This is a genomic window from Thiolinea disciformis DSM 14473 (genome assembly GCF_000371925.1).
Taxonomy (GTDB): Bacteria; Pseudomonadota; Gammaproteobacteria; order Thiotrichales; family Thiotrichaceae; genus Thiolinea; species Thiolinea disciformis.
In genome coordinates this window covers 1-24,949 of sequence record NZ_AQVE01000031.1, presented here as the reverse complement: position 1 = coordinate 24,949, position 24,949 = coordinate 1, and the positions used below count along the sequence as shown (strand labels likewise).

Annotated in this window: 24 protein-coding genes; 13 read left to right on the top strand and 11 right to left on the bottom strand. The window is 44.5% G+C overall.

Features of this window, described 5'->3' with window-relative positions; all coding sequences use genetic code 11:
- Window positions 1–9: 9 nt before the first annotated feature.
- Complete coding sequence (locus A3IE_RS0117545; RefSeq protein ID WP_020396935.1) at window positions 10–1,323, bottom strand: DNA recombination protein RmuC; 1,314 nt, start codon at window positions 1,321–1,323, stop codon at window positions 10–12.
- Window positions 1,324–1,370: 47 nt separating this feature from the next.
- Here A3IE_RS0117545 and A3IE_RS0117540 point away from each other — a divergent pair, with 47 nt between their 5' ends.
- The gene (locus A3IE_RS0117540; protein WP_020396934.1) at window positions 1,371–1,874 is read left to right on the top strand and encodes a TlpA family protein disulfide reductase; all 504 of its coding nucleotides are present in this window, start codon (window positions 1,371–1,373) and stop codon (window positions 1,872–1,874) included.
- 9 nt (window positions 1,875–1,883) lie between these two features.
- On the opposite strand, the gene minE is transcribed toward A3IE_RS0117540, so the two are convergent.
- From minE to minC, 3 genes are all read right to left on the bottom strand, one after another.
- The gene (minE, locus tag A3IE_RS0117535) at window positions 1,884–2,153 is read right to left on the bottom strand and encodes a cell division topological specificity factor MinE (RefSeq protein ID WP_020396933.1); all 270 of its coding nucleotides are present in this window, start codon (window positions 2,151–2,153) and stop codon (window positions 1,884–1,886) included.
- A 6-nt stretch (window positions 2,154–2,159) separates the two neighbouring features.
- Entirely contained in the window at window positions 2,160–2,969 is an 810-nt protein-coding gene (gene minD, locus A3IE_RS0117530) for a septum site-determining protein MinD (protein WP_020396932.1), read from the bottom strand.
- Window positions 2,970–3,059: 90 nt separating this feature from the next.
- Complete coding sequence (gene minC, locus A3IE_RS0117525) at window positions 3,060–3,800, bottom strand: septum site-determining protein MinC (protein ID WP_020396931.1); 741 nt, start codon at window positions 3,798–3,800, stop codon at window positions 3,060–3,062.
- Between the two features lie 174 nt (window positions 3,801–3,974).
- Here minC and A3IE_RS0117520 point away from each other — a divergent pair, with 174 nt between their 5' ends.
- From A3IE_RS0117520 to A3IE_RS22310, 5 genes are all read left to right on the top strand, one after another.
- Window positions 3,975–5,312 carry an SEL1-like repeat protein gene (locus A3IE_RS0117520; RefSeq protein ID WP_020396930.1) on the top strand — a complete coding sequence of 446 codons (1,338 nt, stop codon included), beginning with the start codon at window positions 3,975–3,977 and terminating at the stop codon, window positions 5,310–5,312.
- Window positions 5,313–5,402: 90 nt separating this feature from the next.
- The gene (mfd, locus tag A3IE_RS0117515; RefSeq protein ID WP_020396929.1) at window positions 5,403–8,846 is read left to right on the top strand and encodes a transcription-repair coupling factor; all 3,444 of its coding nucleotides are present in this window, start codon (window positions 5,403–5,405) and stop codon (window positions 8,844–8,846) included.
- Window positions 8,847–8,966: 120 nt separating this feature from the next.
- Window positions 8,967–9,899: a bifunctional Delta(1)-pyrroline-2-carboxylate/Delta(1)-piperideine-2-carboxylate reductase gene (gene lhpI / locus A3IE_RS0117510; protein ID WP_020396928.1), complete on the top strand. Its 933-nt coding sequence runs from the start codon at window positions 8,967–8,969 to the stop codon at window positions 9,897–9,899.
- A 74-nt stretch (window positions 9,900–9,973) separates the two neighbouring features.
- Window positions 9,974–10,465 carry a hypothetical protein gene (locus A3IE_RS0117505; RefSeq protein WP_020396927.1) on the top strand — a complete coding sequence of 164 codons (492 nt, stop codon included), beginning with the start codon at window positions 9,974–9,976 and terminating at the stop codon, window positions 10,463–10,465.
- 83 nt (window positions 10,466–10,548) lie between these two features.
- Window positions 10,549–10,977: a HEAT repeat domain-containing protein gene (locus A3IE_RS22310; RefSeq protein WP_020396926.1), complete on the top strand. Its 429-nt coding sequence runs from the start codon at window positions 10,549–10,551 to the stop codon at window positions 10,975–10,977.
- A 52-nt stretch (window positions 10,978–11,029) separates the two neighbouring features.
- Here A3IE_RS22310 and A3IE_RS0117495 read toward each other — a convergent pair whose 3' ends face one another.
- The 4 genes from A3IE_RS0117495 to A3IE_RS21195 form a co-directional block, all read right to left on the bottom strand.
- The gene (locus tag A3IE_RS0117495; RefSeq protein WP_020396925.1) at window positions 11,030–11,593 is read right to left on the bottom strand and encodes an EF-hand domain-containing protein; all 564 of its coding nucleotides are present in this window, start codon (window positions 11,591–11,593) and stop codon (window positions 11,030–11,032) included.
- Window positions 11,594–11,722: 129 nt separating this feature from the next.
- Window positions 11,723–12,961 carry a DUF5666 domain-containing protein gene (locus tag A3IE_RS0117490; RefSeq protein ID WP_020396924.1) on the bottom strand — a complete coding sequence of 413 codons (1,239 nt, stop codon included), beginning with the start codon at window positions 12,959–12,961 and terminating at the stop codon, window positions 11,723–11,725.
- Window positions 12,951–13,772 carry a DUF6502 family protein gene (locus A3IE_RS0117485; RefSeq protein WP_020396923.1) on the bottom strand — a complete coding sequence of 274 codons (822 nt, stop codon included), beginning with the start codon at window positions 13,770–13,772 and terminating at the stop codon, window positions 12,951–12,953. Before A3IE_RS0117485 ends, A3IE_RS0117490 begins: the two co-directional genes overlap by 11 nt.
- 219 nt (window positions 13,773–13,991) lie before the next feature.
- Entirely contained in the window at window positions 13,992–15,206 is a 1,215-nt protein-coding gene (locus A3IE_RS21195) for a trypsin-like serine peptidase (protein ID WP_020396922.1), read from the bottom strand.
- 484 nt (window positions 15,207–15,690) lie between these two features.
- Between A3IE_RS21195 and A3IE_RS0117475 the strand changes: the two genes are divergently transcribed.
- The 3 genes from A3IE_RS0117475 to ettA all read left to right on the top strand — a co-directional run bounded on the left by A3IE_RS0117475 (window position 15,691) and on the right by ettA (window position 18,742).
- The gene (locus tag A3IE_RS0117475; RefSeq protein ID WP_020396921.1) at window positions 15,691–16,575 is read left to right on the top strand and encodes an SPFH domain-containing protein; all 885 of its coding nucleotides are present in this window, start codon (window positions 15,691–15,693) and stop codon (window positions 16,573–16,575) included.
- A complete protein-coding gene (locus tag A3IE_RS0117470; protein WP_020396920.1) occupies window positions 16,575–17,015 on the top strand; it encodes an NfeD family protein in 441 nt (146 codons plus the stop codon). The genes A3IE_RS0117475 and A3IE_RS0117470 overlap by 1 nt, the downstream gene beginning before the upstream one ends.
- A 62-nt stretch (window positions 17,016–17,077) precedes the next feature.
- Window positions 17,078–18,742 (top strand): energy-dependent translational throttle protein EttA, encoded by a 1,665-nt coding sequence (ettA, locus tag A3IE_RS0117465; protein ID WP_020396919.1) that lies wholly within the window; start codon window positions 17,078–17,080, stop codon window positions 18,740–18,742.
- A gap of 44 nt (window positions 18,743–18,786) precedes the next feature.
- Here the strand turns inward: ettA and A3IE_RS22305 are convergent, their stop codons facing one another.
- A complete protein-coding gene (locus tag A3IE_RS22305) occupies window positions 18,787–19,713 on the bottom strand; it encodes a lytic transglycosylase (protein WP_020396918.1) in 927 nt (308 codons plus the stop codon).
- Window positions 19,714–19,991: 278 nt separating this feature from the next.
- Between A3IE_RS22305 and mnmC the strand changes: the two genes are divergently transcribed.
- Both mnmC and A3IE_RS0117450 read left to right on the top strand, forming a co-directional pair.
- Entirely contained in the window at window positions 19,992–21,944 is a 1,953-nt protein-coding gene (mnmC, locus tag A3IE_RS0117455; protein WP_110721587.1) for a bifunctional tRNA (5-methylaminomethyl-2-thiouridine)(34)-methyltransferase MnmC2/FAD-dependent 5-carboxymethylaminomethyl-2-thiouridine(34) oxidoreductase MnmC1, read from the top strand.
- 93 nt (window positions 21,945–22,037) lie between these two features.
- Window positions 22,038–22,424, top strand: coding sequence for a hypothetical protein (locus tag A3IE_RS0117450; RefSeq protein WP_020396916.1), 387 nt, complete (start codon window positions 22,038–22,040; stop codon window positions 22,422–22,424).
- Between the two features lie 23 nt (window positions 22,425–22,447).
- Here A3IE_RS0117450 and A3IE_RS0117445 read toward each other — a convergent pair whose 3' ends face one another.
- Both A3IE_RS0117445 and A3IE_RS0117440 read right to left on the bottom strand, forming a co-directional pair.
- Window positions 22,448–23,101 (bottom strand): hypothetical protein, encoded by a 654-nt coding sequence (locus tag A3IE_RS0117445; RefSeq protein ID WP_020396915.1) that lies wholly within the window; start codon window positions 23,099–23,101, stop codon window positions 22,448–22,450.
- 24 nt (window positions 23,102–23,125) lie between these two features.
- Window positions 23,126–23,587, bottom strand: a complete 462-nt coding sequence (locus A3IE_RS0117440; protein WP_020396914.1) for a hypothetical protein — start codon at window positions 23,585–23,587, stop codon at window positions 23,126–23,128.
- 246 nt (window positions 23,588–23,833) lie between these two features.
- On the opposite strand from A3IE_RS0117440, the gene A3IE_RS22755 reads away from it, so the two are divergent.
- Window positions 23,834–24,322 (top strand): hypothetical protein, encoded by a 489-nt coding sequence (locus A3IE_RS22755; RefSeq protein ID WP_020396913.1) that lies wholly within the window; start codon window positions 23,834–23,836, stop codon window positions 24,320–24,322.
- Window positions 24,323–24,548: 226 nt separating this feature from the next.
- The coding region (locus tag A3IE_RS22300; protein ID WP_020396912.1) for a hypothetical protein at window positions 24,549–24,949 on the top strand (401 nt) is incomplete at its 3' end.

Genomic DNA, 24,949 nt, shown 5'->3' with positions numbered 1-24,949 from the left:
ATATGTCCCTTATTGAAGTTTACTCGATGTGGGTTCTACCGCACCATTCAAGCGGGTTCGTGGTGTCGCATCCAGTGTTTCTATAGACGATAGCTCACGCCCTGACTGTGTGCCTAATTCTGCCAAACGCCGCGCCGCTGGCAATGCACCACGCTCCCAAGACCCTATTAAACTATTATAGCTGTCCACACTATAAGTCAGTTGCTTACCTAGTTTTTCTAGGTGTGTGCTCAAAATGGCCAAACGCCTATGTAATTCAATGCCAGTATCTCGAATATGTACGGCATTATCGGTCAAAATGGATTGCTGCCAACCAAATGCCACCGCGCGCAAGAGCGCCATTAAGGTAGAGGGCGTTGCTAGAATAACACGCTGATCTAAGGCATCCTGCATTAAGCTTTTGTCATGTTCAAGCGCAATTCCCAGAAATTGCTCCCCCGGTAAAAAGAGCACGACAAAATCGGGGGCATTTTGAAATTGCTCCCAATAACGCTTCCCAGATAAATTGCGTACATGTTCGCGCATATGACGCGCATAACGCGCTAAATGCTGCTGGCGCTCCTGTTCTATTTCGCATTGCGCCGCATCCAAATAAGCATCCATCGGTGTTTTCGCATCGATCACCAAATCGCGCTTATCCGGCATACGAATAACCATATCGGGACGAATAGTGCGCTCAGAGGAGCTGGTATAGGCCTGCTCAATAAAATCACAATGCTCAATCATGCCCGCCATTTCCACCAAGCGCTTTAAACTTAACTCCCCCCACTGACCACGGGTATTCGGCGCTCGCAATGCCGTCACTAATTTATTCGTTTCTTGGCGCAATGCGAGTTGATCCAAACTCAAATGCCGCAATTGCTCACCCAAAGCCCCAAATGAACGCTGTCGATCATGTTCGATACTTTGAATCTGCTGCTCCGTCTTTTTTAAGGCTTCACGAATCGGCTCCACCAAATGGTGGATAGATTGACGGCGTTGATCCAGATCGGCCTGTGATTCAGCACGAAAACGCTGCATACTTTCTTGCGCTAATTGCAAAAACTGCTGATTATTTTCATGCAAGGCACGTTGTGAAGCAGCGGAAAAACTCTGTTGTAAACGCTCTTCCGCAGCCTCTAAAGCGCGAATACGTTCAGCATGTAACTGTGCATCCGAGGCTAGTTGTGCACTTAAACGCTCGCTATCACGCCGTGCCCGATATAGTAGGCGATTCAAAGGCAGATACACCGCCAATGCACCGAGTAAAAACATGCAAATAGCCGTTAGCGGGAGTATATTCTCCCCAATCAATTGACCTAAACGGGCAGCAGAATCATCCATGCCCAGCCTCTGTCTTTGAAACGATTATCCCCAGTGGGTGAATGATTATGAATAAAAAATTCAGTTGTCGAGCCTTAGCCCAAACCTTAGTTATGGTGAGTTTAACAATCATCACTAATGCAAGTTATGCCTTAACGGACATGAATGGTAAATCCACCACTATAGATGCTCATACCGCGAAAGGCCAATGGAGTGTAGTAACTATATGGGCATCAACTTGCACGATTTGCCATCAAAGTATTGGCGAAATTGAAACCTTCAAAAAGCGCTTCCCGCAAGCCAAAGTGTTTGGTGTCTCTACAGATGGCCCCTTAGGTAAAGCTGAAGCACAAGGCTTTATTAAACAATTGGGTCTAAGCTTTCCCAATTTATTGGGGAGTTATATGGAAGTGAGTGATTATATTTACCGCCATGCGGGTGAGTCTTTAATGGGAACCCCGACTTTATTGTTATATAACCCACAAGGTAAATTATTAGCAGTACAACCAGGTCCAGTAAGCGCTAATGAGTTAATTGGTTTTATTCAGAAACAAACACCCGAAACGAAGTAGCACACCCAACTAATGGGCGGAGGTGCGCTCTGGTAAAGTAATATTCAATTCCAGCACATCGTAGTCCGCCCCTTTTTCCACTTGGACATTGACTTGGTCATCATCCACCTGCACATAGCGGCGAATGACTTCTAAGATATCACTCCGTAACTGCGGTAAAAAATCCAGACCTTTTTCACGTCCAGCCGAACGCTCATGCGCAATTAAAATTTGCAGTCGTTCCTTCGCAACCTGAGCCGACTTAGGTTTTTGGCTGCGAAAATAGTCAAATAATCCCATGGTCGCTTACCCTCCAAATAACCGCTTAAAAAATCCTTTTTTCTCAACTTCTAAGAAGCGATGCGGAACTGTCTCACCGAGGAAACGTTTAACAAAGTCATCATAAGCCTGTCCAGCCGTGCTATTTTTATCCATGATCACGGGGACACCACTATTAGAGGCTTGTAATACCGAGCCTGATTCAGGGATGACGCCAATCAGTGGCACGGCGAGGATTTCTAATATGTCTTCCATCGCTAACATATCGCCACTGGCAACGCGATTGGGCGAATAGCGTGTAATGAGTAAATGTTCACGCACTTGCTCACCGCGCTCCGCTTTGCGGGTACGGCTTTGCAATAAGCCCAAAATGCGATCCGAATCACGTACGGAAGAGACTTCAGGATTGGTGACAATAATAGCATCGTCTGCAAAATACATCGCTAAAGCAGCACCGCGTTCAATCCCTGCGGGTGAATCGCAGACAATAAAATCAAAACCATCTTCTTTCAGACTATTGATGACGGCTTCAACACCCTCTTGGGTTAAAGCATCTTTATCACGGGTCTGGGAGGCAGGAAGAATAAATAAATTTTCAACGCGTTTATCTTTAATCAAGGCCTGATGAATATTGGCTTCACCACTAATCACATTGATTAAGTCATAGACGACTCGACGCTCGCACCCCATAATCAAATCGAGATTACGCAAGCCTACGTCAAAATCGATAACTGCCGTTTTAAAACCTTTTTGGGCCAATCCGGTGGCAAACGCTGCGCTGGTTGTCGTTTTGCCGACACCTCCTTTACCAGAGGTTACTACAACAATCCTGCTCAATGTGATACTCCTTGCGTTGAAAGTGGGGCTCATGCAATTTCAGGCTGGACTATAGGGAAAAATTCAGCCATTTGCCAATCAATAATCGCGTTAAATTGGTACGATCTTTAATTTATCATCATCCAAATACACCATCACTGCCTGACCTTTGAGTGAGGCATCTAATTCATCTAAAAGTTTATACCGACCTGCAATAGCAATTAGTTCGGCCTCTAAGCGCTGACAAAAAATACGCGCCATGGTATCGCCTTGTATACCAGCTAATACTCGCCCACGCAAAGTACCATAAACATGAACGGAACCGCCGGCCAACAACTCAGAACCCGCGCTAGTTTGTTGCATCACCACAATATCACCATGCGGAAAATACACTTGCTGTCCTGAACGCACCGGACGCTCTAAGAGCATTAAGCGTGAAGGCATGGGTTCTGAATCACTTTGTGGTGTAATTTGAGGCGCTGCCTCAGTTTCAACAGGCACTTGAGCAATCGCTTTGCCACCTCGCAGGATGGCCCAACCACTCTGTTGCACCTGTTCCTCGAGGTTTTCTGGCACTTGGCGTAAGCCGACTGGTACTAAGCCTAATTGTGTTAGAGTTTGCTTTAAACCCGCAAAATCCAGCTCTGCTAGTTGATCAACCACGGTGGAACAATCAACGATAATAGGACTACGATTTAATAACTGTCCCGCTTTTTCGAGTTTTTCCGTCAAGGTTTTTTCAATAGCAGCCAACTCAGTCGTGCGAAGTAATAAAACATTCAACAACGACATCTCACCCTTTAACTCCAGTACATTTTCTTTCAAGGCGTCCTGCTCCTTTAACTCATGCATGGAAGCAAACTATGGAAAAAATTCTTAAGCCTAGGCTTTCGGGTATAAAATACCCATAAAAATATGTTACGCTTTCTATCAAGTTGCTAATAAAATAGCAGCTTATAATAAAGTTAGATCAAGGACATCTAACCTTTGGTGTCAAAAGTTATAATTCATTTTTAGGGCTAACCGATGTACAACAAAAAAATACTGTTAAGTTTACTGACAACATCGCTCCTTTGTTTACCACTCCTACACAGCAACATTAGTTCAGCAAGCAGCACCCCTGTTACACCTGCCATTCCTGAATTAGGCACTATTTACGACGCTAACGAACAATTAAAAATTGCTATGCGCCTGATTGATGGAGTCAATGTAAAGGCTGATTTTAGCACGGGTGTGCGGTGGTTAAAACTTGCCGCCGCTCAAAAACAGCCCGAAGCCCTGAATCTATTAGCCACTTACTACATTTATGGGGTAGATGATATACCGCAGGATTATTACAAAGCTGTCGATCTACTGGAGCAGGCTGCAGAAAAAGATCATATCCCCGCTCAATTTAACCTAAGTGCTTTACTATTACGCGTTAACACCCCCACTTATAATGCCGAACGGGGGCTATATTGGCTGGAGAAAGCTGCTGAACATAATGATCGAGAAGCGCAATATAGCTTAGCGATGTTATATAAAAAGCAATCCCCAGAAACACCGGCCCTCCAAAAGAAAGTTCTGCACTGGCTTACTAAAGCAGCGCAAAATCAACACAAGACCGCTCAATACACCTTAGGTGTTTATTACCTTGAAGGCATAGGTGTAGAAAAAAACCCAACCCAAGCTTTCCATTGGTTTAAACGAGCTGCCGAACAGGGCGATGCTGCTTCGCAGTTCAATGCCGGTTTAATGTGTGAACAAGGCCAAGGCATCGATAAAGACATAAAACAAGCGGTTCAGTGGTATGAAAAAGCAGCGGATCAGGGCGAAGCCGGTGCCCAATTCAATTTAGCCACACGCTATTTATTTGGTCATGAGTTACCGGAAGATACCGAAAAAGGTTTAAAGCTCCTGCAACAGTCTGCAGCTGCTGGAAATCCAGCAGCTTTAACCTTAATCGGAAATTTAGCACAAACCGGTAAATTCCTGAACAAGGATTATGGTCAAGCTTACAAAAGCTATTTAGCAGCCGCAGAAAAAGGCTATACCGAAGCGCAGTATCAATTGGCTTTACTCTATGCGAATGGTTATGGCGTTGAGAAAAGTAATCAGCAATCGGTCTACTGGATTCAAAAAGCCGCGCTTTCCAATCATGCGCTTGCTCAATATGGCTTGGGTGCTTACTTAGCCAATGGGGTGGGGATTGAGAAAAATTTGTTTGAAGCGGCTTATTGGCTTTCTCTAGCAGCAGCACAAGGTCAACAACATGCTATTCAATCGCGTGATTCGGTTTTAGAACAGCTGAGCCGTGAAGAAATTGATAATTTGAACAAACGCATTCAACTCAATCTGTCCACTTACTCAGCCCATCATTTCTAAAGCTCTCATTTCCTAGCAAAGTGCCTTACTTAATGTAGGGCGCTTTACTTTCGGCTACACTATCGCGCTTTATCCTAAGTCCGCACTGTTATGAAGGCCGCTACTAGCATTCTGCAACCTGTCTATCCGCCTCCCAAGCAAGGTTTGATTCGCTGGGGTCAATTATATGGCAATGCACAAGAAGCCTTAATAGCGCAATTAGCGCATGAATTTAAGGGTGTTGTGTTATTGGTTACGCCAGACACCCATAGCGCTTATCGTACTGAAGCGGCGTTACGTTTTTTTGCCCCCGACTTAGCGATCCATTTATTTCCCGATTGGGAAACCCTGCCCTATGACTTATTTTCACCGCATGAAGGCATTGTCTCCGAACGCTTAAAACTATTGGCACGTTTACCCAGTTTGCAACAAGGCGTGCTGATTGTTCCCATCACGACCTTGATGCAGCGTTTAGCGCCCATTAGCTATGTACAAAGCCATAGCCTAGTGCTCAAAAACGGCATGAAGTTGAACTTAGACAGCTTTCGCCAACACTTGGAAAAATCAGGGTACCGTCATGTTAGCCAAGTGATGGAACATGGCGAATATGCGAGCCGTGGGGCGCTGCTGGATTTATTCCCCATGGGCAGCCACACACCGTATCGGATTGATTTATTTGACGATGAAATTGAAACGATTCGTAGTTTCGCCCCAGATACCCAACGTACTGCGGAAACCTTTACAAGCATTGAATTATTACCGGCACGCGAATTTCCCCTAAACGATGCAGGTATCAAACAATTTCGTGCCAATTACCGTACTCATATTGAAGGTGATCTTGCACGCAGCCGCATTTATGATGAAGTCAGTAAAGGCCATCAGCCGCCCGGTATTGAATATTATTTGCCACTATTTTTTGAAAGCACTTCCACTTTATTTGACTACCTCCCCACGAAAGCACTGATTGTTGAAAATGGTAGTATTGCTCAGGCCAGCCAACAGGTATGGGAACAGATTCAGCATCGCTATGAAGAACGCCGCCATGATATTGAGCGCCCTTTATTAGCGCCAGATGCTTTGTATCTTGCGCCAGAAAAACTGCAACGCATCCTCCACGATCACCGCCAAATTCATGTTCAAAACTTTGAATTAACTGAGGCGGGGCAAAATTATGCGACACGCATACTGCCCTCGCTGTTAATTCATCCACGCTACGAACAACCGCTATGGTTACTGCACGATTTCCTCAAAGACTTGCAAGGTCGTGTGTTATTTACGGCTGAATCGGCGGGGCGACGTGAAGCTCTGATTAGCTTACTGCGCGAGCATGACTTGAGCATAACGACCGTTAGCTCTTGGCAAGATTTTTTAAGTAGCAAAGAGACAATGTCCGTCGCCATTGCTCCCTTAGAACAAGGCTTTTGGCTCCCTGCGGCAAAACTGGCGGTAGTACCGGAAACCTTATTACACGGCGAACAAGTACGCCAGCAACGTCGGCGCAAGAAAACCACACGCGATGCAGATGCCATTGTTCGCAATCTCACCGATCTCAGTATAGGCGCACCCGTTGTACATGAAGAGCATGGAGTTGGGCGCTATTTAGGAATGGAAACCCTCACAGCGGGTGGCATCACCTCCGAATATTTGCTGATCGAATACGCGAATCAAGACAAACTGTATGTTCCGGTTGCCTTTTTGCATTTAGTGAGTCGCTATACAGGGGCTGATCCTGATCATGCGCCTTTACATAAATTAGGCACCGATCAGTGGGAAAAAGCGCGCAGCAAAGCCGCTGAAAAAGCACGCGATGTAGCGGCAGAGCTATTAGATATTCACGCACGCCGTGCGGCACAACAAGGTCAAAGCTTTGATCTTGAGGAAAATGACTATCGTCTCTTTGCTAGTGCCTTCCCCTTTGAGGAAACACCCGATCAAGCACTGGCCATTGAAAATGTAATAAACGATATGCGCTCCAAGCAGCCTATGGATCGCGTGGTGTGTGGTGATGTGGGTTTTGGTAAAACGGAAGTCGCCATGCGGGCAGCCTTTGTCGCAGCGAATGCGGGCAAACAAGTCTCTGTGATTGCACCCACTACCCTATTAGCGCAGCAGCATGTTAATAACTTCCGCGATCGTTTTGCCGATTGGCCGTTTGTTATTGAATCTTTGTCGCGTTTTAATACAGGGAAAGAAAGTAATAAAACCCTCGATGGCCTCGCTTCAGGGCGCATTGATATTGTTATCGGGACGCACAAACTCCTCCAAAACGATGTCGAATTCAAAAACCTTGGCTTGGTCATCATTGACGAGGAACATCGTTTTGGTGTGCGCGATAAAGAGCAGATGAAAAAGATGCGCGCTAATGTCGATATGTTGACCCTGACCGCCACCCCGATTCCGCGCACGCTAAATATGTCACTGTCGGGCTTGCGCGATTTATCGATTATTGCAACGCCACCCGTACAACGCCATGCGATTAAAACCTTTGTTACGGAGTGGAGCAAAACCATTATTCAAGAAGCCTGTGCGCGGGAAATCGCACGCGGCGGACAGGTTTATGTCCTGCATAACGAAGTGAAAACCATTGAAAAAATGACGCATGATTTGATGGAAATACTGCCCAATGTGGACATACGCTATGCACACGGGCAAATGCGCGAGCGTGAGCTAGAAACGATTATGAGTGACTTTTATCACCAGCGTTTTCAGGTATTAGTCGCCACCACCATCATCGAAAGTGGTATCGACGTGCCAACAGCCAATACGATTATCATCAATCGTGCTGATAAATTAGGCTTGGCACAATTACACCAATTACGTGGACGGGTTGGGCGCTCTCATCATCGAGCCTATGCTTATATGATTGCACCACCCAAAAAGTTATTGACTGACGATGCGAAAAAACGCCTTGAAGCGATTGAATCTTTGGAAGATTTAGGGGTTGGCTTCACACTTGCCACTCATGATTTAGAAATCCGTGGCGCAGGCGAATTACTCGGCGAAGATCAAAGCGGCCAAATCCAAGAAATCGGTTTCAATCTCTACAATGAATTATTGGAGCGTGCGGTTAAGGCGCTAAAGTCCGGCAAAGTCCCCGATCTCGACCCACGTACCCGCAGTCGTACCACGGTTGAACTGGGTGCGCCCGCGTTAATTCCCGATGATTATTTGCCGGATGTGCATAGCCGTTTAATTCTTTATAAACGCATTGCCAGTGCCCCTTCACAGGAAGCTTTGGATGAATTGCGTGTGGAAATGATTGATCGTTTTGGCTTATTACCAGAGCCTAGTAAAAATTTATTTAGTGCAACGCGCCTTAAATTACTCGCGCAAGCCTTAGGGATTCGCAAAATCGATGTAGGCGCCAAAGGTGGGCGGATGATCTTCGAAGACAAACCGAATATTGATCCACTAAAAGTGATTCAGTTGATTCAAAAACGGCCATGGATCTTCAAACTGGATGGGCAGGATAAGTTGCGTTTTGAGGTAGAACTGCCCACAGTTGAGGCAAGAGAAGATTGGCTATTTAAGCTCATGGAAGACATTAAAACTTGATGAAGTAATAATTACCTAAGCTCACCATAACAGCGCTATAACAAGACTTTTGGCAACAAAGGTCGTGTCTTAGCGCTAGCTTCAGTACACTAGCTTTCTGACATTGATTACGGGTGACTTATGCGCATTTATTCAGCTCAAGAAACCGCCAATGCTCTGCCCTATCCGGCCTTGATTGAGCAAATTAGCACGCTCTTCGCGTCGGGGCTTACTGCACCGTTACGCCACCATCACACCCTTCCCAATCCTCAGGGTCAAGCCAATACCTTATTACTCATGCCAGCGTGGCAAGGTGTACAAGGCTATGGTGGGGTGAAAATTGTTAATGTGACGCCCGATAATGCTCAGCGCGGATTACCGGCGGTGGCAGCTAGCTACTTATTATTTTCCGAAACGACAGGCGAGCATGTAGCGCTTTTAGATGGCTCGGTGTTAACCGCAAGACGTACCGCAGCCGCTTCAGCCTTAGGTGCACGCTATTTAGCGAATCCCCAAGCCAAAACCTTATTGATCATTGGTGCGGGACGGGTGGCGCGTGAATTGCCTGAAGCGTTTGCAAGCTTATTTCCGCTGCAAAAAGTGCTCATTTGGAATCGTAGTCCAGCGCGCGCTCACGAGTTATTAAACAGCTTACAAACGCTCCAACGTTGGGAGCTAGCGCTGGTGTCGGACTTAGCCAGTGCTGTTGCCCAAAGTGACCTGATTAGCTGTGCAACCTTGGCACAAGCGCCGGTTTTAATGGGCGAATGGCTTCAAGCTGGACAACATCTAGATTTAATTGGCTCGTTTACGCCACAAATGCGGGAGGTGGATGATACTGCCTTGCAACGCGCCCGCGTTTATATCGATACAGAAGCGGCCTTAAAAGAATCCGGTGACCTAGTGATTCCATTACAGCAAGGCGTTTTAAAGGCCAGTGATATTCAGGGTAGTTTGTACGAGTTATGCAAGCTTAGTCAGACCCAATATGATCCTAAAGCCATTACGTTGTTTAAAGGCGTGGGTCATGCGGTCGAGGATTTAGCAGCAGCCATTGTTGCTTATGAAACTTAGGCTATTTTTGTAGCTTGCTAGCGCCCCTTAATTGGTATTATATTGGCACTTAAAATACCGATAGGACTCTTGCCATGAAATCTTCACTTATACTCAGTGCCTTCATGATTTTAGTTAGCCACACGAGCGCTTTTGCTTTAGATTCTGCCTGTGAACCACTACTGAGTTCCAGTGCAGCAAAAATTGCTCAACCTGCTTGGCACGCTATTCATTCTGAAGGGGAAGCTATTAGAATCGCCGATCAATCCTTTATGAAAATGGAGGGTCAGTGGATGAAATCCCCGATCGATTTGAACCAAGTAGAACAGCAAGTTATTGATCAAGTGAAAAGTGGGGCTATCAAAGTCACTGATTGCAAGGAAGCTGGTACAGAAACCCTAGATGGCAAAGCAATGCGGATTTTTACTTACACCACCGAAGTGCTTAATTCTGGTATCCCCGCTGCGAAAGCTAAACTGTATATTGGCAAGGAGGATGGCTTGCCTTACTTGCAAACCGATGTAGATGACAAAGAAGCGAACCAAGTAACTTATCGCTATACAGGGGTTAAAGCACCTTCTTTATAACTGCCTAGGCTGAAATAGATATAGCCAACGTGCATGAAATTGGTTAAAGCAGTGCTTTGTGCTCAAGAATAAGGAAGTATTTCATGCCTAAGCTAACGAGTTATCCCCGCTGGCTGATTCACGAACAAAATCTGCAAACTTATTACAACTCTTTACTATTAAGCGGTGAAGCTCCCAAAGTTGCGAAGCTCATTCAACAAAACCCTGAAAACTTTGCCCATTTAATCAAACTACTCACCACCAAAGGTTTGCCCTTAAGTAGTCGTATGGGCATAGGTGTGGTCATGGAGGAATTGGCCGGCACCGCAGTATTGGAAAACCACATTCACCTTTTACTACCACTCACCCAAGAGCATGACGCTCGATTACGAGCCGATGCTTGTTATTATTTGGAGCTGAGTGGCAATCCTGTCGCCTTATCCACTTTGCAAGCTTGCTTACAAGACACTGATCCTTCAGTGCGTGAAATGGCACAAGATGCAATCATCCATTTGAAGCGCTTAATGCACTAACAGCAAACTGTGCTGGATTGCTGTTAGTGCAGCTGAGTCTAGCGTCCTAGACTTAGTGATGTGAGCGTGCTGCCAAATACTCAGTCAACGATAAGGTTTTGCTGCCATCTGTATCTAAACGCGCAAAATCCCAAATGCCACTGCTGCTACCTTTGCTGTGTAGATTCGTAAATTCGGCCAAATTTAATACAGCATTGCTATCAGCGTCTGCTAGTGCAAAGGCCGTATTGATAGCCGTAGTCGCCGTATTAGCGCCTGTTAATTCGGCTAAGGTCAAAGTGCTACTGGTATCGGTATCAAGACTAGCAAACACCGCTGCGATTTGACGGGCTTGTACCGTCGCTTGCAAATTCTGAAATTCTGCCAAGCTTAGTTCGTCTGCTGTATTCGTATTCGCTGTATTATAATCCGCAGTACGTACCGCCGTGACTTCTTCTGTTGTCACCGTCCCATCACCATTGGTATCATAAATAGCTGTGTAGACTGAAGATTTGCCATATAAATCGGCGCTCAGCGTACCGCTATGGCTGCCGTGACCGCCTTTAGCAAAACTGCTTAAGGGTACAGATAATAAAGTGCCTACTACAAGGGCAGAAATCGCTAATTTAGCTTTCATTGGATGAACTCCGTTCAACATTTCTAAAGACTTACCTTAAGAGGTAAGTTGTATCGACCCGATGCTCGAACCATCGGGTTTTTTATTCGCTTAATTGACTCGAACTCAATCAAGCAATTCGTCTAAGGGCTAAGGCTTAACGCGCCCACCCCGATCCAAGCGTAAGACCTGCCACGTACCATCGCTTAATGGCATGGCATTCACTTCCACATAATCTCCTACTACTAATTCACCAAACTTAATATAGGGATGTCGATCGCCACCTTTTGCAGCTAAGGTTCGCGCTTGAGTATTCTGTTTCAGCAACATACTCGCGTTACTCATCACTAAGGTGAATCCTTCCACGACAATCGTCTGCTGTTGCTGATCAATAGCCGTAATTTGTCCTGCAATAACCTTCACATTACTCGCTTCAAGATCACGTAATTCAATTAACGCGGCTTGCAACACACCGGCACTATCGATTTTTCCATTCACTTCTAGCGCTAAACCTATTTGTATTTGATCCGCACTTAGCCCTTTGAAGCGCGTCGCTACGCTAGTCACCACCACTTGATCATCTACAGTAAACTGAGTAGCTGAATTTTTGGCGGTCACTACCCCCTCCAGCTCCAAACGTGAATGGGTGTTATAGCTTGGTTTTACTTTCGCAATAATGTGCTGTGCTTTGAGGACTAAACCTTGAGGGGCTTGATTCGCAAGGACTTGCACCTCCTGAAGATCCGCGAGTGATGCCCCATTCCAACCAGCAATCGTCGCCGTCGTATAATCCACGGTCAGACCACCCATTTGAAAAGTCTTTTGCGCCGCTTGTAGCTGACTGACTACGCCCTGTACGGTTAAACCGTCACCCGCTGTATAGCTATCACTTAGCAAAGCAATACTGCTGGCGCGAATCGAGCCATCGGCTGTACGTGTACCTGATACCTGAATCACATTGCCCAAGCGCAAATCACTTAATTGATCAAAACCATGTAGCACAGTGAATAAATCCACGTATATGGTCTGGCCTAATACACTAAGTGTTTTGCCATTCGTACCAAAAGCGGAAATAGCACCGGACACTAAACCATCAAACTCTACCTTAGTCGCAACGCCAGTCATGCCATCCATATTGACTGAGCCACTGACTGTGACAAACTCGCCAGTTGCAAAACTACTTTGATTACTACTCACGCCATCACGGTAGAAAGCCGCATTATCAACGTTATAATGCACACCATTGACATAAATACTACCAAAGCCCGTAATACGTCCTGCACTAATGCCCGTACCAGTCATACCACCCTCCGCCACCAGAGTAGTGTCAACGCAGGCCGTCAGCAACAGTGAAACGATCACAACCACAGTGGCTAGTTTATTTCTCATGCACTGACTCCTTGTGGTCGGCTTCAACGGGCTGTTCAAAATAATAAATACCAACCCCTGCTTGCATACGTCCGGTACCTTCTACCTCAGGATGACTATCCCGATCATGCTCATACAACCAGGTGTTAAACCGCAGCAATAACTGATGCGCATCCTCACGGACTAAAGCACGAAAGGCTAAGACAGCCTCTGTCGGCAAATTATTATAGCTAACCTTACGCTGATAAAAGCGCTCCTCACCCGTCGTTTGGAAATTGTGATCTATAGTATTAATTAATAGCGCAACATCAGTTCCTAATAACTGCCATTGCGCTTGATCATTTTGCGTTGGAATATAGGCCGCGTTCAATAACTCCACTGAACCGTTTTCCAATACTTGAATTAATTGCACACGCTTCATTTCATCAAGCATGGCAAAACTCGACATATCACCACTATAACGCTGCACTAATTGCTCAAAGCTAGCGTCGCCCCGAAACGGTAAAATCGCAGGTTGCCCTTGTTGATTTAAAAACTGCTTATCGTGAAGCCACCCATTTAAAACCCGCAAAGTGCGATTAAAACGTGGCACAGACTCAGCCATTTCGTCTTGTTTTAAATGCATGACATCCTTGCGTGTCAAGCCCGTTACCGCCGCAATACGGGTAGTCGTTGGGCGGTCACCATTGCGACGCAATTCTTGAGCGACCACTTCCACATACGCATGTTTCGCCCATTGGGTAAATTCACCAAACGCAACCCCTTTGCGATACAGCAAGCGCATCATGGCTTTGAGTATTTGGTAACAGGCAGCACGCAACGGATTATCCATGAATGGGATTTTATTCCCATTCATACATAGATAACAAGTAGTGACTTCGTGAATTGTGTAATAAGTCAATCAGGAATTAAGATAACTCTCACAGTTAATTAAAACGTTGAAGTAATTTGCGCCTGAAAGCGATCAGAACACCTTCGAAAACGCGATCCACAATAAAAAGCCCTATAACCTAGCAGGTTATAGAGCCAGATAGATCAAAGAGATTTGTCACTAACAGCCTGGTGTACTAGCACTTGGACACACAGATGACACTAATGGGACAATATTACTACTGGTAAATGGACTAGCGCCCAATGCCTTGGGGGCTTGGTCAACATAACCCCAACTGGTAACACCGACTACGACATTACGATTAGCTTCAGCCCCCACTCCTACACCTTGTGAAAGAGAGGCCAACTCACCGAAGTTTACTAACCACGGCCCACCACTAGCTCCTCCAGTTTGCCTAGAACCAATAATGTTATTGTATCGTTGCGTAGCAGAAGCCTTATAAGATTCTGCATCAGTTCGCTGCATTAATAAGCCACTATCGTGAGATACGGGATAACCTAACTGAGTTATGGCAGCAAGATTAGAGTTATTGGTAAAACCATAGCCATCCCAACCATAACCATACCACCCTACTAAATTACCTGCATACCCTCCATTTTGTGGAGCCAATTTAATGACTGCAATATCGTTATAACAAACCGCACCACTGCAATCAGTTCCATTATAATAGGAAGGTAGAATTGCTACTGAGGCCGCTGTCCAAGTACCATAAGGAGCTTGACCATTATAATAAGCTGGAACAAATCTAAAATTAGTATAAAAGCGTTTCTGTCCATATGCGGCCACGCAATGTGCAGCCGTGACGACCACTCCGGGTTTAATTAAGGAGGCACTACAAACAAAATTACCTGTTGGCTTGCTAAAGAATAATTTACCCGTTCTTCGATAATAGACACTTTTTGATACCTGCAAGGTAGGAGAAGCTGAAACGACATCGACTCGACTGGTTGTGAAAGGTAAATAGGTTGTGCCATATTCTTGCGGCGCAATCAGAGTAGAATCATCTTGGGCAATAGCCAAAAGGGATTTTAATTGACTTGTCGAAATTAAAGTCACACTTCGCTCTTTGCCATTTCCATTACCGCCTGCAGCAAAACCTAGAGTTCCTAGACTATTCGATGAATAAGCAGCAAGCACTTTATCATCCAAGGTACGCGTAGTAGGAAGTGCGAGTGGTTTAGCAGTAGCATAATTCATTGGTGCTGCGTTATTTTTTACCTGCTGAACAATCACAGACGTTGAGGGTGCTGGTGAAGCAATGGAACCCTCTACACTTCCTTGAGTCACTTCAGCCAAACTGGTACTTGATTGACTAAATGCTAATATGATGCTTAAACTAAGCAAAGTTTTAGTAGATCCAAACATTCTTAACATAAAATAGCTCCTTAAACTTTTGTTTAATTACTTCCCTGTTTAACTTATTAAGAATCTTTTTAATTAAAAGCCAGAGAAATTCCGAATTACATAAATCACTCCAACTTAAGGAAATCTAATTTTAAATATTATATCCCGTTGATAAATCAAAAGAATATGCAATTTCGAGCTTTACCGAAATTTTATGAGTCGATTCCAATAACGAAATAATGAACTTTACAAAAGCAGTAGATTAAAATCAATCCCTCAAATTCAACCAATAAATTACCAGAAATACTATTTCTGGTTTTAAGATTAATTACGAAAAATCAATTTGTCAATATTTTATTCAATGACAACTTATAAATTTTATTAATTTACGAATAGAATAAAAATAAATCAAAATATTTTTATCATAAAGAACTAATAACGATCAACTCAATCAAACAACACTCTAAGTGGCATCCAAATGCTATATACTGAGTAAACCCAAGAGGAACAAATTATGTTTTTTATCTACTTCGCCAGTGCAGTGGTACTGCTCACCATCACGCTCATTTTCATGGGCATCAAAATGGTGCCTCAAGGTTATTCTTATACAGTGGAACGCTTCGGGCGTTATGTTTATACCCTACAACCGGGGCTAGGTTTGTTGATTCCATTTATTTATCGCGTCGGACGCAAGGTGAATATGATGGAACAAGTCCTCGATATTCTCCCTCAACAAGTGATTACTGCGGATAATGCGAATGTGAATATCGATGGCGTAGTGTTTTATCAAGTATTCGATGCCGCAAAAGCCTCGTATGAGGTTGCGCATTTAGAAAATGCGATTCTAAACTTAACCATGACCAATTTACGCTCGGTGTGTGGCTCGATGGAGCTGGATCATCTACTAAGCAAGCGTGATGAAATTGGCGCTCGTGTACTCAAAATAGTGGATGAGGCGACTAATGCTTGGGGCGTTAAGGTCTTGCGCGTCGAGATTAAAGATATTGAGCCGCCTGCTGAATTGGTGCGTGCCATGAATTTACAAATGACGGCTGAACGCCAGAAACGCGCTCAAATCACAGAAGCCGAGGGCAAAAAACAGGCGCAAATTTTGGAGGCAGAGGGTGCGAAATCCGCAGCCTTTTTACGTGCTGAAGCCCGCGAGCGCGAAGCATTAGCGGAAGCCAAAGCCACACAAATGGTATCGACCGCCGTCGCTGAAGGCGATGTACAGGCGTTAAACTATTTCGTCGCGCAAAAATATGTGGAAGCTTTAGGACGTTTTGCCGACTCACCTAATCAAAAAACCGTTTTTATGCCTATGGATACCAGCGGCTTAATGGGCTCGATTGGCAGCATTAATGAATTGTGGAAAGCGATGCAGAAGGAAAACTCATAATGCAGATTGAATTTTGGCATTGGCTGATTCTAGGCTTAGTGCTGCTGGTGTTAGAAGTCGTTACACCTGCCATGATTTTATTATGGTTTGGTGTTGGTGCTCTGCTCACGGGTGTATTGCACTGGCTGTTACCGGATTTAGGATTGGGTTGGCAGTCATTATTCTTTGCGACATTCTCGTTACTGAGTGTACTCGCTTGGCGTAAATTTCGCCCCGAAACTCACATCAAATCCGATATACCAGAGTTAAATAACCGACTTGCAAGCCATATTGGTAAGGAATACGTATTGAGTGAAGCCCTTGAACATGGGCGTGGCATGGCACGAGTGGGCGATAGTGAATGGCGGGTGGAAAGTACACAAGATTTACCGGCTGGCACACGCATTCGAGTCACCGGCGTGAATGGTGTCATTTTAAATGTAGAAAAAGCCACGACTTAACATTAACACCCACGCCACTTATCGGTAAGATAGCGCCCTACACTGCAAAGGACTTAATTGGCATGGCGCAATATATCTATACCATGAATGGCGTGGGCAAACTGGTTCCGCCGAATAAACATATTTTAAAAGATATTTATCTTAACTTTTTTCCGGGCGCAAAAATCGGTGTACTCGGTTACAACGGTGCCGGTAAATCCACCTTATTACGCATTATGGCGGGTGTTGATACCGACATACTCGGTGAAGCACGCCCCCAACCCGGCATTAATATCGGTTACTTACCCCAAGAACCGCAGCTTGATCCCACTAAAGATGTGCGCGGCAATGTGGAAGAAGGCTTAAAAGTCATTAAAGAGGCACAGGAAAAACTTGATGCTGTGTATGCAGCTTATGCAGAACCTGATGCAGATTTTGATGCACTAGCGGCTGAACAAGCGCGTTTAGAAAATATTTTGCAAGCCTCCGATGCGCAAAATTTGGAGCATACTTTAGAAGTGGCTGCGGATGCTTTACGTCTGCCTCCGTGGGATGCGGATGTTTCGACCTTATCAGGCGGTGAGAAACGCCGTGTGGCCTTATGTCGTTTACTACTTTCTGCGCCCGATATGCTGATCCTCGACGAACCTACTAACCATCTGGATGCGGAATCCGTTGCGTGGTTGGAACGTTTCTTACAGGAATTCCCTGGCACTGTCGTTGCTGTCACGCATGATCGTTACTTCCTCGATAATGTGGCAGGCTGGATTTTGGAATTAGACCGTGGACAAGGTATTCCATGGCAAGGCAATTATTCTTCTTGGCTGGAACAGAAAGAAAAACGCCTAGAGCAAGAAAAGAAATCCGAACAAGGCCGCTTAAAGGCCATGAAATTGGAATTAGAATGGGTACGTTCTAATCCCAAAGGTCGCCAAGCGAAAAGCAAAGCCCGTATGCAGCGCTTTGAAGAATTATCCTCCAGCGATTATCAAGCTCGCTCTGAAACGAATGAAATCTATATCGCCCCAGGCCCACGCCTAGGTGATTTAGTCATTGAAGCAAAAGACATTGCGAAATCATTTGGCGATCGTTTGCTGTATGAAAATCTCAGTTTCGCTTTACCGCGTGGTGGCATTGTGGGCGTCATTGGACCAAATGGTGCGGGTAAAACCACTTTATTCCGTATGATTACTGGACAAGAACAACCTGACCGTGGCGAATTTAAAGTTGGTGAAACCGTTAAGATTGGGTATGTGGATCAATCCCGTGATTCGCTAGATGCCAACAAAACCGTTTTCCAAGAAATTGCAGATGGTCAAGATATTATCACGATTGGCGGCTACCAAATCCAAGGCCGTGCTTATTGCGGACGTTTTAATTTTAAAGGCGATGCGCAACAAAAACGTGTCGGCGAATTATCGGGTGGTGAACGCAATCGCGTCCATTTAGCCAAACTACTTAAATCCGGTGGTAATTTATTATTATTGGACGAACCCACCAATGATCTTGATGTGGAAACTTTACGCGCCCTCGAAGAAGCTTTATTAAACTTCCCGGGTTGTGCAGTCGTTATCTCGCATGATCGCTGGTTCTTAGACCGTATCGCGACTCACATTCTGGCCTTTGAAGGTGATTCGCAGGTGATTTGGTTTGAAGGCAACTATAGCGACTACGAAGAAGACTATAAGCGTCGTCATGGCAATGAAGGCCCACAACGCATTAAATATAAGCGTTTAAAAACAGCTTAATCCTCCAAACAAAAGCCCTCTTGATGAGGGCTTTTTTTATGTGTTTATAAGCGACACTCAGAGATTTTAAGCTTCTGACCCGCTTTTATTCTAGAACTTGCTAAATCGTTATAACGTTTAATCGCAATTTCTGATGCACCTGTTAGTTTTTCGATTTTATCGAGCGAATCATTCTTTTGCACCCGATAATAAAATACGCGTGCGCCATCATCATCACGATATACCGTAGCGCGCTGCAACCGACGCGAAGCTTTTAAACAACTGGGTAATAGTTTTCGCTCTGCAAAACGCCCCGTTAGTTTTCGTTCTTCGAAACGTGCGCGCTTATTTCCCACAGTTCGCTCTACCAAAGGTTCACGCTTTTTGGATTTACCACTTTTAGATTCGGCAATCGTTTCCACCAGATCATCACTACCACCCAATTTATAATAAGCGTTCATAACACGCTTCATATAATCTTGCGTTTCACGATAAGGTACTTCAAGACCATGTCTATCCACCGTGCCTTCGCCAGAATTATAAGCAGCGATTGCATGATGAATACTGCCATCATAGCGCTTCAATAAAAAGCTCAAATAGCGTGCACCGGCTTGAACATTATTTTCCACGCTGGTATCGAAAGCCCCAAATCTTAGGGCAGTGGCAGGCATGAGCTGCATGAGTCCGGCGGCTCCTTGGGGTGAAATCGCCGTGGGTCTGAAACAAGTTTCTGCAGTGATAACTGCTTTTATAAGATTCGCATTAACTCCAGCTTGCTCAGCAGCGGATTGGATAATCTCCTCATATTCCTCTGCCTTGCGTTCTAAGGTACTAGAACTGTGTTGATCACACGTTTTTAATACATAATTTCGTACTTTATTCGGCAATTCCTCTGCCAGGGCAGCACTACTCCCTATTGACAGTCCCGCTGCAATTACCAAAGCATTAAACGCCACTTTAGTAAATTTGCGTGGGGTAACACGCCTTTTCATTGTTAGCATCTCTCTCGCTTTTTTTGCGTAACTCAAAACTTTTTGGGTTTGTCAAGTACCCACAAATCATCGTCAACAGAATGCATTCTTGAAAAATCATGGCTTTATATAGCAGCAAAGGAAGAGGGTTCTAATCTTTTTTTTCTATTAATTATAAATTTTTATTATAATTTTCTTACAAAGCTTAATCTAGCAAGCTCCGAAACCATGAGAAGATCCCGAACATGGTTAAAATTCATACAAATTATTACAAGCTTCACTGCGCTATAATGTGGCATATGCTTAAAGAAATCTTACCGGCTCAACTTAGTATCCAACCGAATGGAACGCCATTTGCTGAAAACTTCGGCGACCCTTACTTTTCAAACTATGACGGTCTAGCAGAAAGCCGCCATGTTTTTATTCAAGGAAATCACCTACCTGAACGCTGGCAAAACAAAGCACAATTCGTGATTGCCGAAACCGGATTTGGTACCGGTTTAAATTTCCTAGCGACTTGGCAAGCTTGGCAAAACGACCCGCAACGTTGCGCTACACTTCATTTTATTTCGATTGAAAAGCACCCTATTCCACGCGAAAAACTCATACCGCTTTTAGAGAATTGGCCTGAGCTAGCCAATTTTAGTGGTGAATTACTAGAAAACTACCCATCGCTTTTAGCTGGATTTCATCACTTAATACTTGCCGAAGGCCAAATTCATTTAACCCTGTGCTTTATGGATATTCAGGATGCTTTAGCTGAATTAACTGGCAATGTAAATGCTTGGTATTTAGATGGATTTGCACCTGCCCGTAATGAATCGATGTGGTCTGAAACCGTACTAAAAGTTATTGCCTCATTAAGTGCTACCCATGCAAGCTTAGCAACCTACACGGTTGCAGGTAGTGTCAGACGTCATTTAATGGCGGCTGGATTTTGTATTGAAAAGCAAACAGGGTTTGCCCAAAAACGTCATATGCTAATAGGAGAATTAGCTGATGATGTTCCTAAAAAAACCTTACTAACTTGGTTTAATCGCCCCCAAATTACGTTTAATAAAAAGGCGCTTGTTATTGGTGCGGGTGTTGCTGGTTGCCAAATCGCTTATGCTTTAGCGAGAAAAGGTTGGCACATCGAACTGTTGGAGCGACATCGTAGCTTAGCGCGTGAGGCTTCAGGCAATCGTGCGGGTGTCATAATACCTAAGATGACAGCCGAACCCGATTGGGGTGAGCGTTTTTATCGAAGCGCTTTTTTATTTGCGTTAAACCAACTTCAATTTCTGGAAAAAAAATCTAAATTAATCAGTTGGAACAAGTGTGGCTCACTTCAAATTAACCATGATGAGCGCGAATCTAAACGTTGGCTGGCTTTAAAAGAGCGTAGCTTACCGGAGGATTTCATACAGCTTGTAGATGCTCAAACAGCTAGCCATTATGCAGGTATTCACTTAAATACAAATGCTAGCTATTTTCCTCAAGGTGCTTGGATAAATCCAGCCAGTTTATGTACTGTACTGACAGAACATGAAAATATTAATTTACACTTTGACACGATTATTACTGAATTAGAACAGCATACAAATAGCTGGAAGGCTTATCCTGAAACAGGAGCTTATTATCAGGCGGATGTAGTTATTGTCGCTTCAGGACAGGAAGCTGCTAGTTTTGCACAAACCAAGTTTCTACCTTTAGTCCCTATACGCGGTCAAACCAGCCACGCGCAAGCGACTGCTACCTCACAACATTTGAAAGTCACTTTAGGGCATGAAGGGTATGTCACACCCGCTTGGCAAGAACAGCATGTCTTTGGTGCAACCTTTGAGCGTGGTAGCCGCGAGGCTGTCTGTGATAACACTCGTGATGCAGAAAACCTCCAGCAATTAACTAGCTATTTACCTGAATGGGCTAGCGCACTGGGCGCGGTAAGTAGCGGTCATTGTGCCATTCGTGTCGCCTCACCCGATCGCTATCCTTGTGTGGGCGCAGTGCCCGATCCACTGGATTTTATGGAGCGCTATCACGCGATAAGGCATGGCCAACAGCATAAAAATTGGCCCGAAGTGAAGTATCAAACCGGCTTATTTATTTCAGCCGCTTATGGCTCACGAGGTCTCACTACTAGCGCGTTATGCAGTGAATTATTAGCCTGTTTAATTAATGGGGAACCATTACCCCTAGAACTGAGTCTGTATTACAAATTACACCCAGCGCGATTTTTATTACGCCGTCTACAGCAAAATCGTACTTGATTGCTTTAGCGCGAATGGGTTAAAAGGAATAAATACACGTAAACCCCACGTGGCTTGTCTTTTTTCTTCTCTTCACACTTAAGGAGATGTCTCATGCCAACTAAATGGTTGCTTGCTTTGTCAATTAGCCTATTTTCCAGCGCCGGTTTTGCCCAACAATGGGAAGCTAAATGTATTGATGGAAAAAACTTACACTATTTACAAACCATTAATGGTGACGGCTATTTGTATCTGACGGTTAGCACCCCTAACAACACGAAACGTGTATTCCCCTACGCTCGTGTACGCCAAACCATGTATAACGGCACCGCATTATGCGGCGAAATTGTCAATGGATTGAAAAGCCGTAGTAATCAACCCGTATCACAATTTTGTATTAATCAACAATTACGCATTATCTACCTAAAATACCAAGACCCCTTAGAGCAACGTCCACAAGGCAGTGGCAAATTCTGTGATGCTACCGTAATCGTGCGCTAAGCAATCAGACTCCAACTAACCTATCATTTTTTAGCTAAGGTAGGTGATGGGTTAGTTGTAGAGGCTTTCAGCTTTTCCATAGCATCAATTTGTTGGGAAGCCACTTCATTAGCTGCTTCTAACTCTGCTAAACGCTTTTGTAAGGCTGCTTGTTGAGCATTCAATTTAGCTTCTTTGGCTTGAACCTCATTAAAACTTTTTAGGAGAGCATCGTATTTTGCACGCTCTTGCTTACTAAGCTTTTTCAGCTCATCTTTCGATAAGGCAAAGGGAGCAATAGTATTTACTTCAGGTGCTGATTTTTCTGGTGCAGTCGCCATTGGTTCGACCGCCAATGCCTTCACCGCCAAGGTTTCAACTTGCTGTTTCACTTGTTTTTTAGCGGGCTCCACCGCTTGTTTAATATCGGCTAATTGCTTCAGTGCATTCTCAAGTGGTTGTGTGACATTTACTGCCTGAGGCTGATTCGACTTCACTTCAAGTGGCGTGTGAATGTCAGGCGGCGTATTCAAAAAAGAAGTTGTTGGTGCTTGTAGACTCACTTTAGCGACCAAACCCTTTTCCTCTGCCATGGCCGAAGACACACTTAAGCCGAGACTCAACGCAAGAATGAAACCGATTCCTAAACAAGAAGAAAAACTACCTGTTGCAGCGGCTTGCGTAGGTTGATTCAGCATGGTTTCACTCCGAATTTTTCATTTTTAATTAAACAATGTTTGCCACCAGCGTCTTCTGTTATTAGGCGCTGGAAATGCACCAGGCAAATCCACCGGAGGTAATTTAGACAAAATCCAACCAGGCAAGGGTTTAATTTTACTACTTCCACAGGTGCTGCCTAGATTATGCGGATCAAAGATTTTAATAAAACTTGGATGCTTTAAATCATCCGCATAAACAATGCCACAGTAAGATTCTTGGTGTTCCTTACGCAGCAAGGAATCTAATTTTCTAATAAACACACCTAATTCGCTACTATTAGCTACACTAATCGGTGGTATTTCCCCGACAGCATACACATACCAGCTCGCTGAAGACTCTGCTAAAACAAGCCTCCATAATTCATCTAGCTGAGTCCAGCTCAAAACCCCAAAGAAGGTACTGCGATAAGCCACTAAAAATGCATCAGAATCCAGATTTTGATGCGCTAATGCCGCTCCACTCATACTCTAAACCTAGCCATCAACCTAAATAAAATGAAGTAAATACCTAATTAATGCTGCTTTGCAACAACTATCTTACCTTAGTTTACTTACAGGTGATTGACAGTTATTAAAAGCTACCCTACGATGCGCGCCACTATAATAGGTTTGACTTGATATGACCTTCTGTGCCTACTCAAAAAACCTAACATGGGAACTTAACATTTAAAAAATAGTCATCTTCCTTTTACATTTTGGAGTTTTACTTAAATGAAATCGATTTCTGTCAGTCTTTCCGCTTTATTTTTAGCAGTTGGCCTTTTAGGTGGTTGCGGAAAAACCGACACTGCCGCTAGCGACTCAGCTAAAGCTGTTGAAAAAGCCGCTGAATCTACTGCTGAAGCAGCAAAAGATACCGCTACGGCTGCTAAAGAAGTAGCTCAAGACGCTGCGACTGCTACCACTGAAGCTGCAAAAGATGCTGTCGATGCCACTAAAGATGCTGCCGCTGCTACTGCTGAAGCTGCAAAAGATGCTGCTGCTGCAACGACTGAAGCTGCAAAAGACGCCGTAGATGCTACTAAAGATGCAGCCGCTGCAACTGCTGAAGCTGCAAAAGGCGTTGCTCAAGATGCTGTAGACGCCACTAAAGACGCCGCTGCAAGTGCTGCACAAGGTGCTGCTGATGCTGCTCAAGGCGCTGCTAACGCAACTCAAAATGCTGCTGATGCTGTAAAAGATGCAACAAAACCACAATAATTCCTTGGGGTTATTGGTTTAAGTGCTTAACAGTTCAGGAAGAACTTCTTAAAAGCCTCTAGCAATAGAGGCTTTTTTGTTTTTGTATACTCTTCATTTAATTCACTATATTATTTTTCCCGTCAGAGTCGCTAGCGACGACTATAATAGCTTAGACACAGCTAGTGTTCTTGATGCGACCTCACAATAAACCTCAGATTCTTTTTAGAAATAGGAGCTTTCGTCCATGAAACCTATTGTAGTTAGCCTATCAGCTTTATTTTTAAGCATAGGAATGCTTGGTGGTTGCGGCAAGAACGACACACAAACCGATGCTAGTAAAACCACTGAGCCGTCCACCACTACCACTGAAACCGCTAGCAAAGAAGTAGTAGACTCCACCAAAAGCTCGACAGAACAAGCTGTTGAGGCAACTAAAGATGCAGCAAAAGAGGTCGTTGATGCTACCAAGACAGCGGCTGAAACCGCTGCAGAAACTGCCAAAACAGCGGTAGAAGAAACTAAACAAGCGGCTGAAAATGCAGTGGACGCTACCAAAGAAACTGCTAAAGACGTGGTTGATGCCACCAAGGCAGCGGCTGAAACCGCTACAGAAACTGCTAAAACCGCAGTGGATGCTACTAAACA

Coding starts and splice junctions, on each gene's coding strand:
- A3IE_RS0117545 (WP_020396935.1), bottom strand. CDS start 1,323: ATGGATGATTCTGCTGCCCGTTTAGGTCAATTGATTGGGGAGAATATA.
- A3IE_RS0117540 (WP_020396934.1), top strand. CDS start 1,371: ATGAATAAAAAATTCAGTTGTCGAGCCTTAGCCCAAACCTTAGTTATG.
- minE (WP_020396933.1), bottom strand. CDS start 2,153: ATGGGATTATTTGACTATTTTCGCAGCCAAAAACCTAAGTCGGCTCAG.
- minC (WP_020396931.1), bottom strand. CDS start 3,800: ATGCATGAGTTAAAGGAGCAGGACGCCTTGAAAGAAAATGTACTGGAG.
- A3IE_RS0117520 (WP_020396930.1), top strand. CDS start 3,975: ATGTACAACAAAAAAATACTGTTAAGTTTACTGACAACATCGCTCCTT.
- mfd (WP_020396929.1), top strand. CDS start 5,403: ATGAAGGCCGCTACTAGCATTCTGCAACCTGTCTATCCGCCTCCCAAG.
- lhpI (WP_020396928.1), top strand. CDS start 8,967: ATGCGCATTTATTCAGCTCAAGAAACCGCCAATGCTCTGCCCTATCCG.
- A3IE_RS0117505 (WP_020396927.1), top strand. CDS start 9,974: ATGAAATCTTCACTTATACTCAGTGCCTTCATGATTTTAGTTAGCCAC.
- A3IE_RS22310 (WP_020396926.1), top strand. CDS start 10,549: ATGCCTAAGCTAACGAGTTATCCCCGCTGGCTGATTCACGAACAAAAT.
- A3IE_RS0117495 (WP_020396925.1), bottom strand. CDS start 11,593: ATGAAAGCTAAATTAGCGATTTCTGCCCTTGTAGTAGGCACTTTATTA.
- A3IE_RS0117490 (WP_020396924.1), bottom strand. CDS start 12,961: ATGAGAAATAAACTAGCCACTGTGGTTGTGATCGTTTCACTGTTGCTG.
- A3IE_RS0117485 (WP_020396923.1), bottom strand. CDS start 13,772: ATGGATAATCCGTTGCGTGCTGCCTGTTACCAAATACTCAAAGCCATG.
- A3IE_RS21195 (WP_020396922.1), bottom strand. CDS start 15,206: ATGTTAAGAATGTTTGGATCTACTAAAACTTTGCTTAGTTTAAGCATC.
- A3IE_RS0117475 (WP_020396921.1), top strand. CDS start 15,691: ATGTTTTTTATCTACTTCGCCAGTGCAGTGGTACTGCTCACCATCACG.
- A3IE_RS0117470 (WP_020396920.1), top strand. CDS start 16,575: ATGCAGATTGAATTTTGGCATTGGCTGATTCTAGGCTTAGTGCTGCTG.
- ettA (WP_020396919.1), top strand. CDS start 17,078: ATGGCGCAATATATCTATACCATGAATGGCGTGGGCAAACTGGTTCCG.
- A3IE_RS22305 (WP_020396918.1), bottom strand. CDS start 19,713: ATGAAAAGGCGTGTTACCCCACGCAAATTTACTAAAGTGGCGTTTAAT.
- mnmC (WP_110721587.1), top strand. CDS start 19,992: ATGCTTAAAGAAATCTTACCGGCTCAACTTAGTATCCAACCGAATGGA.
- A3IE_RS0117450 (WP_020396916.1), top strand. CDS start 22,038: ATGCCAACTAAATGGTTGCTTGCTTTGTCAATTAGCCTATTTTCCAGC.
- A3IE_RS0117445 (WP_020396915.1), bottom strand. CDS start 23,101: ATGCTGAATCAACCTACGCAAGCCGCTGCAACAGGTAGTTTTTCTTCT.
- A3IE_RS0117440 (WP_020396914.1), bottom strand. CDS start 23,587: ATGAGTGGAGCGGCATTAGCGCATCAAAATCTGGATTCTGATGCATTT.
- A3IE_RS22755 (WP_020396913.1), top strand. CDS start 23,834: ATGAAATCGATTTCTGTCAGTCTTTCCGCTTTATTTTTAGCAGTTGGC.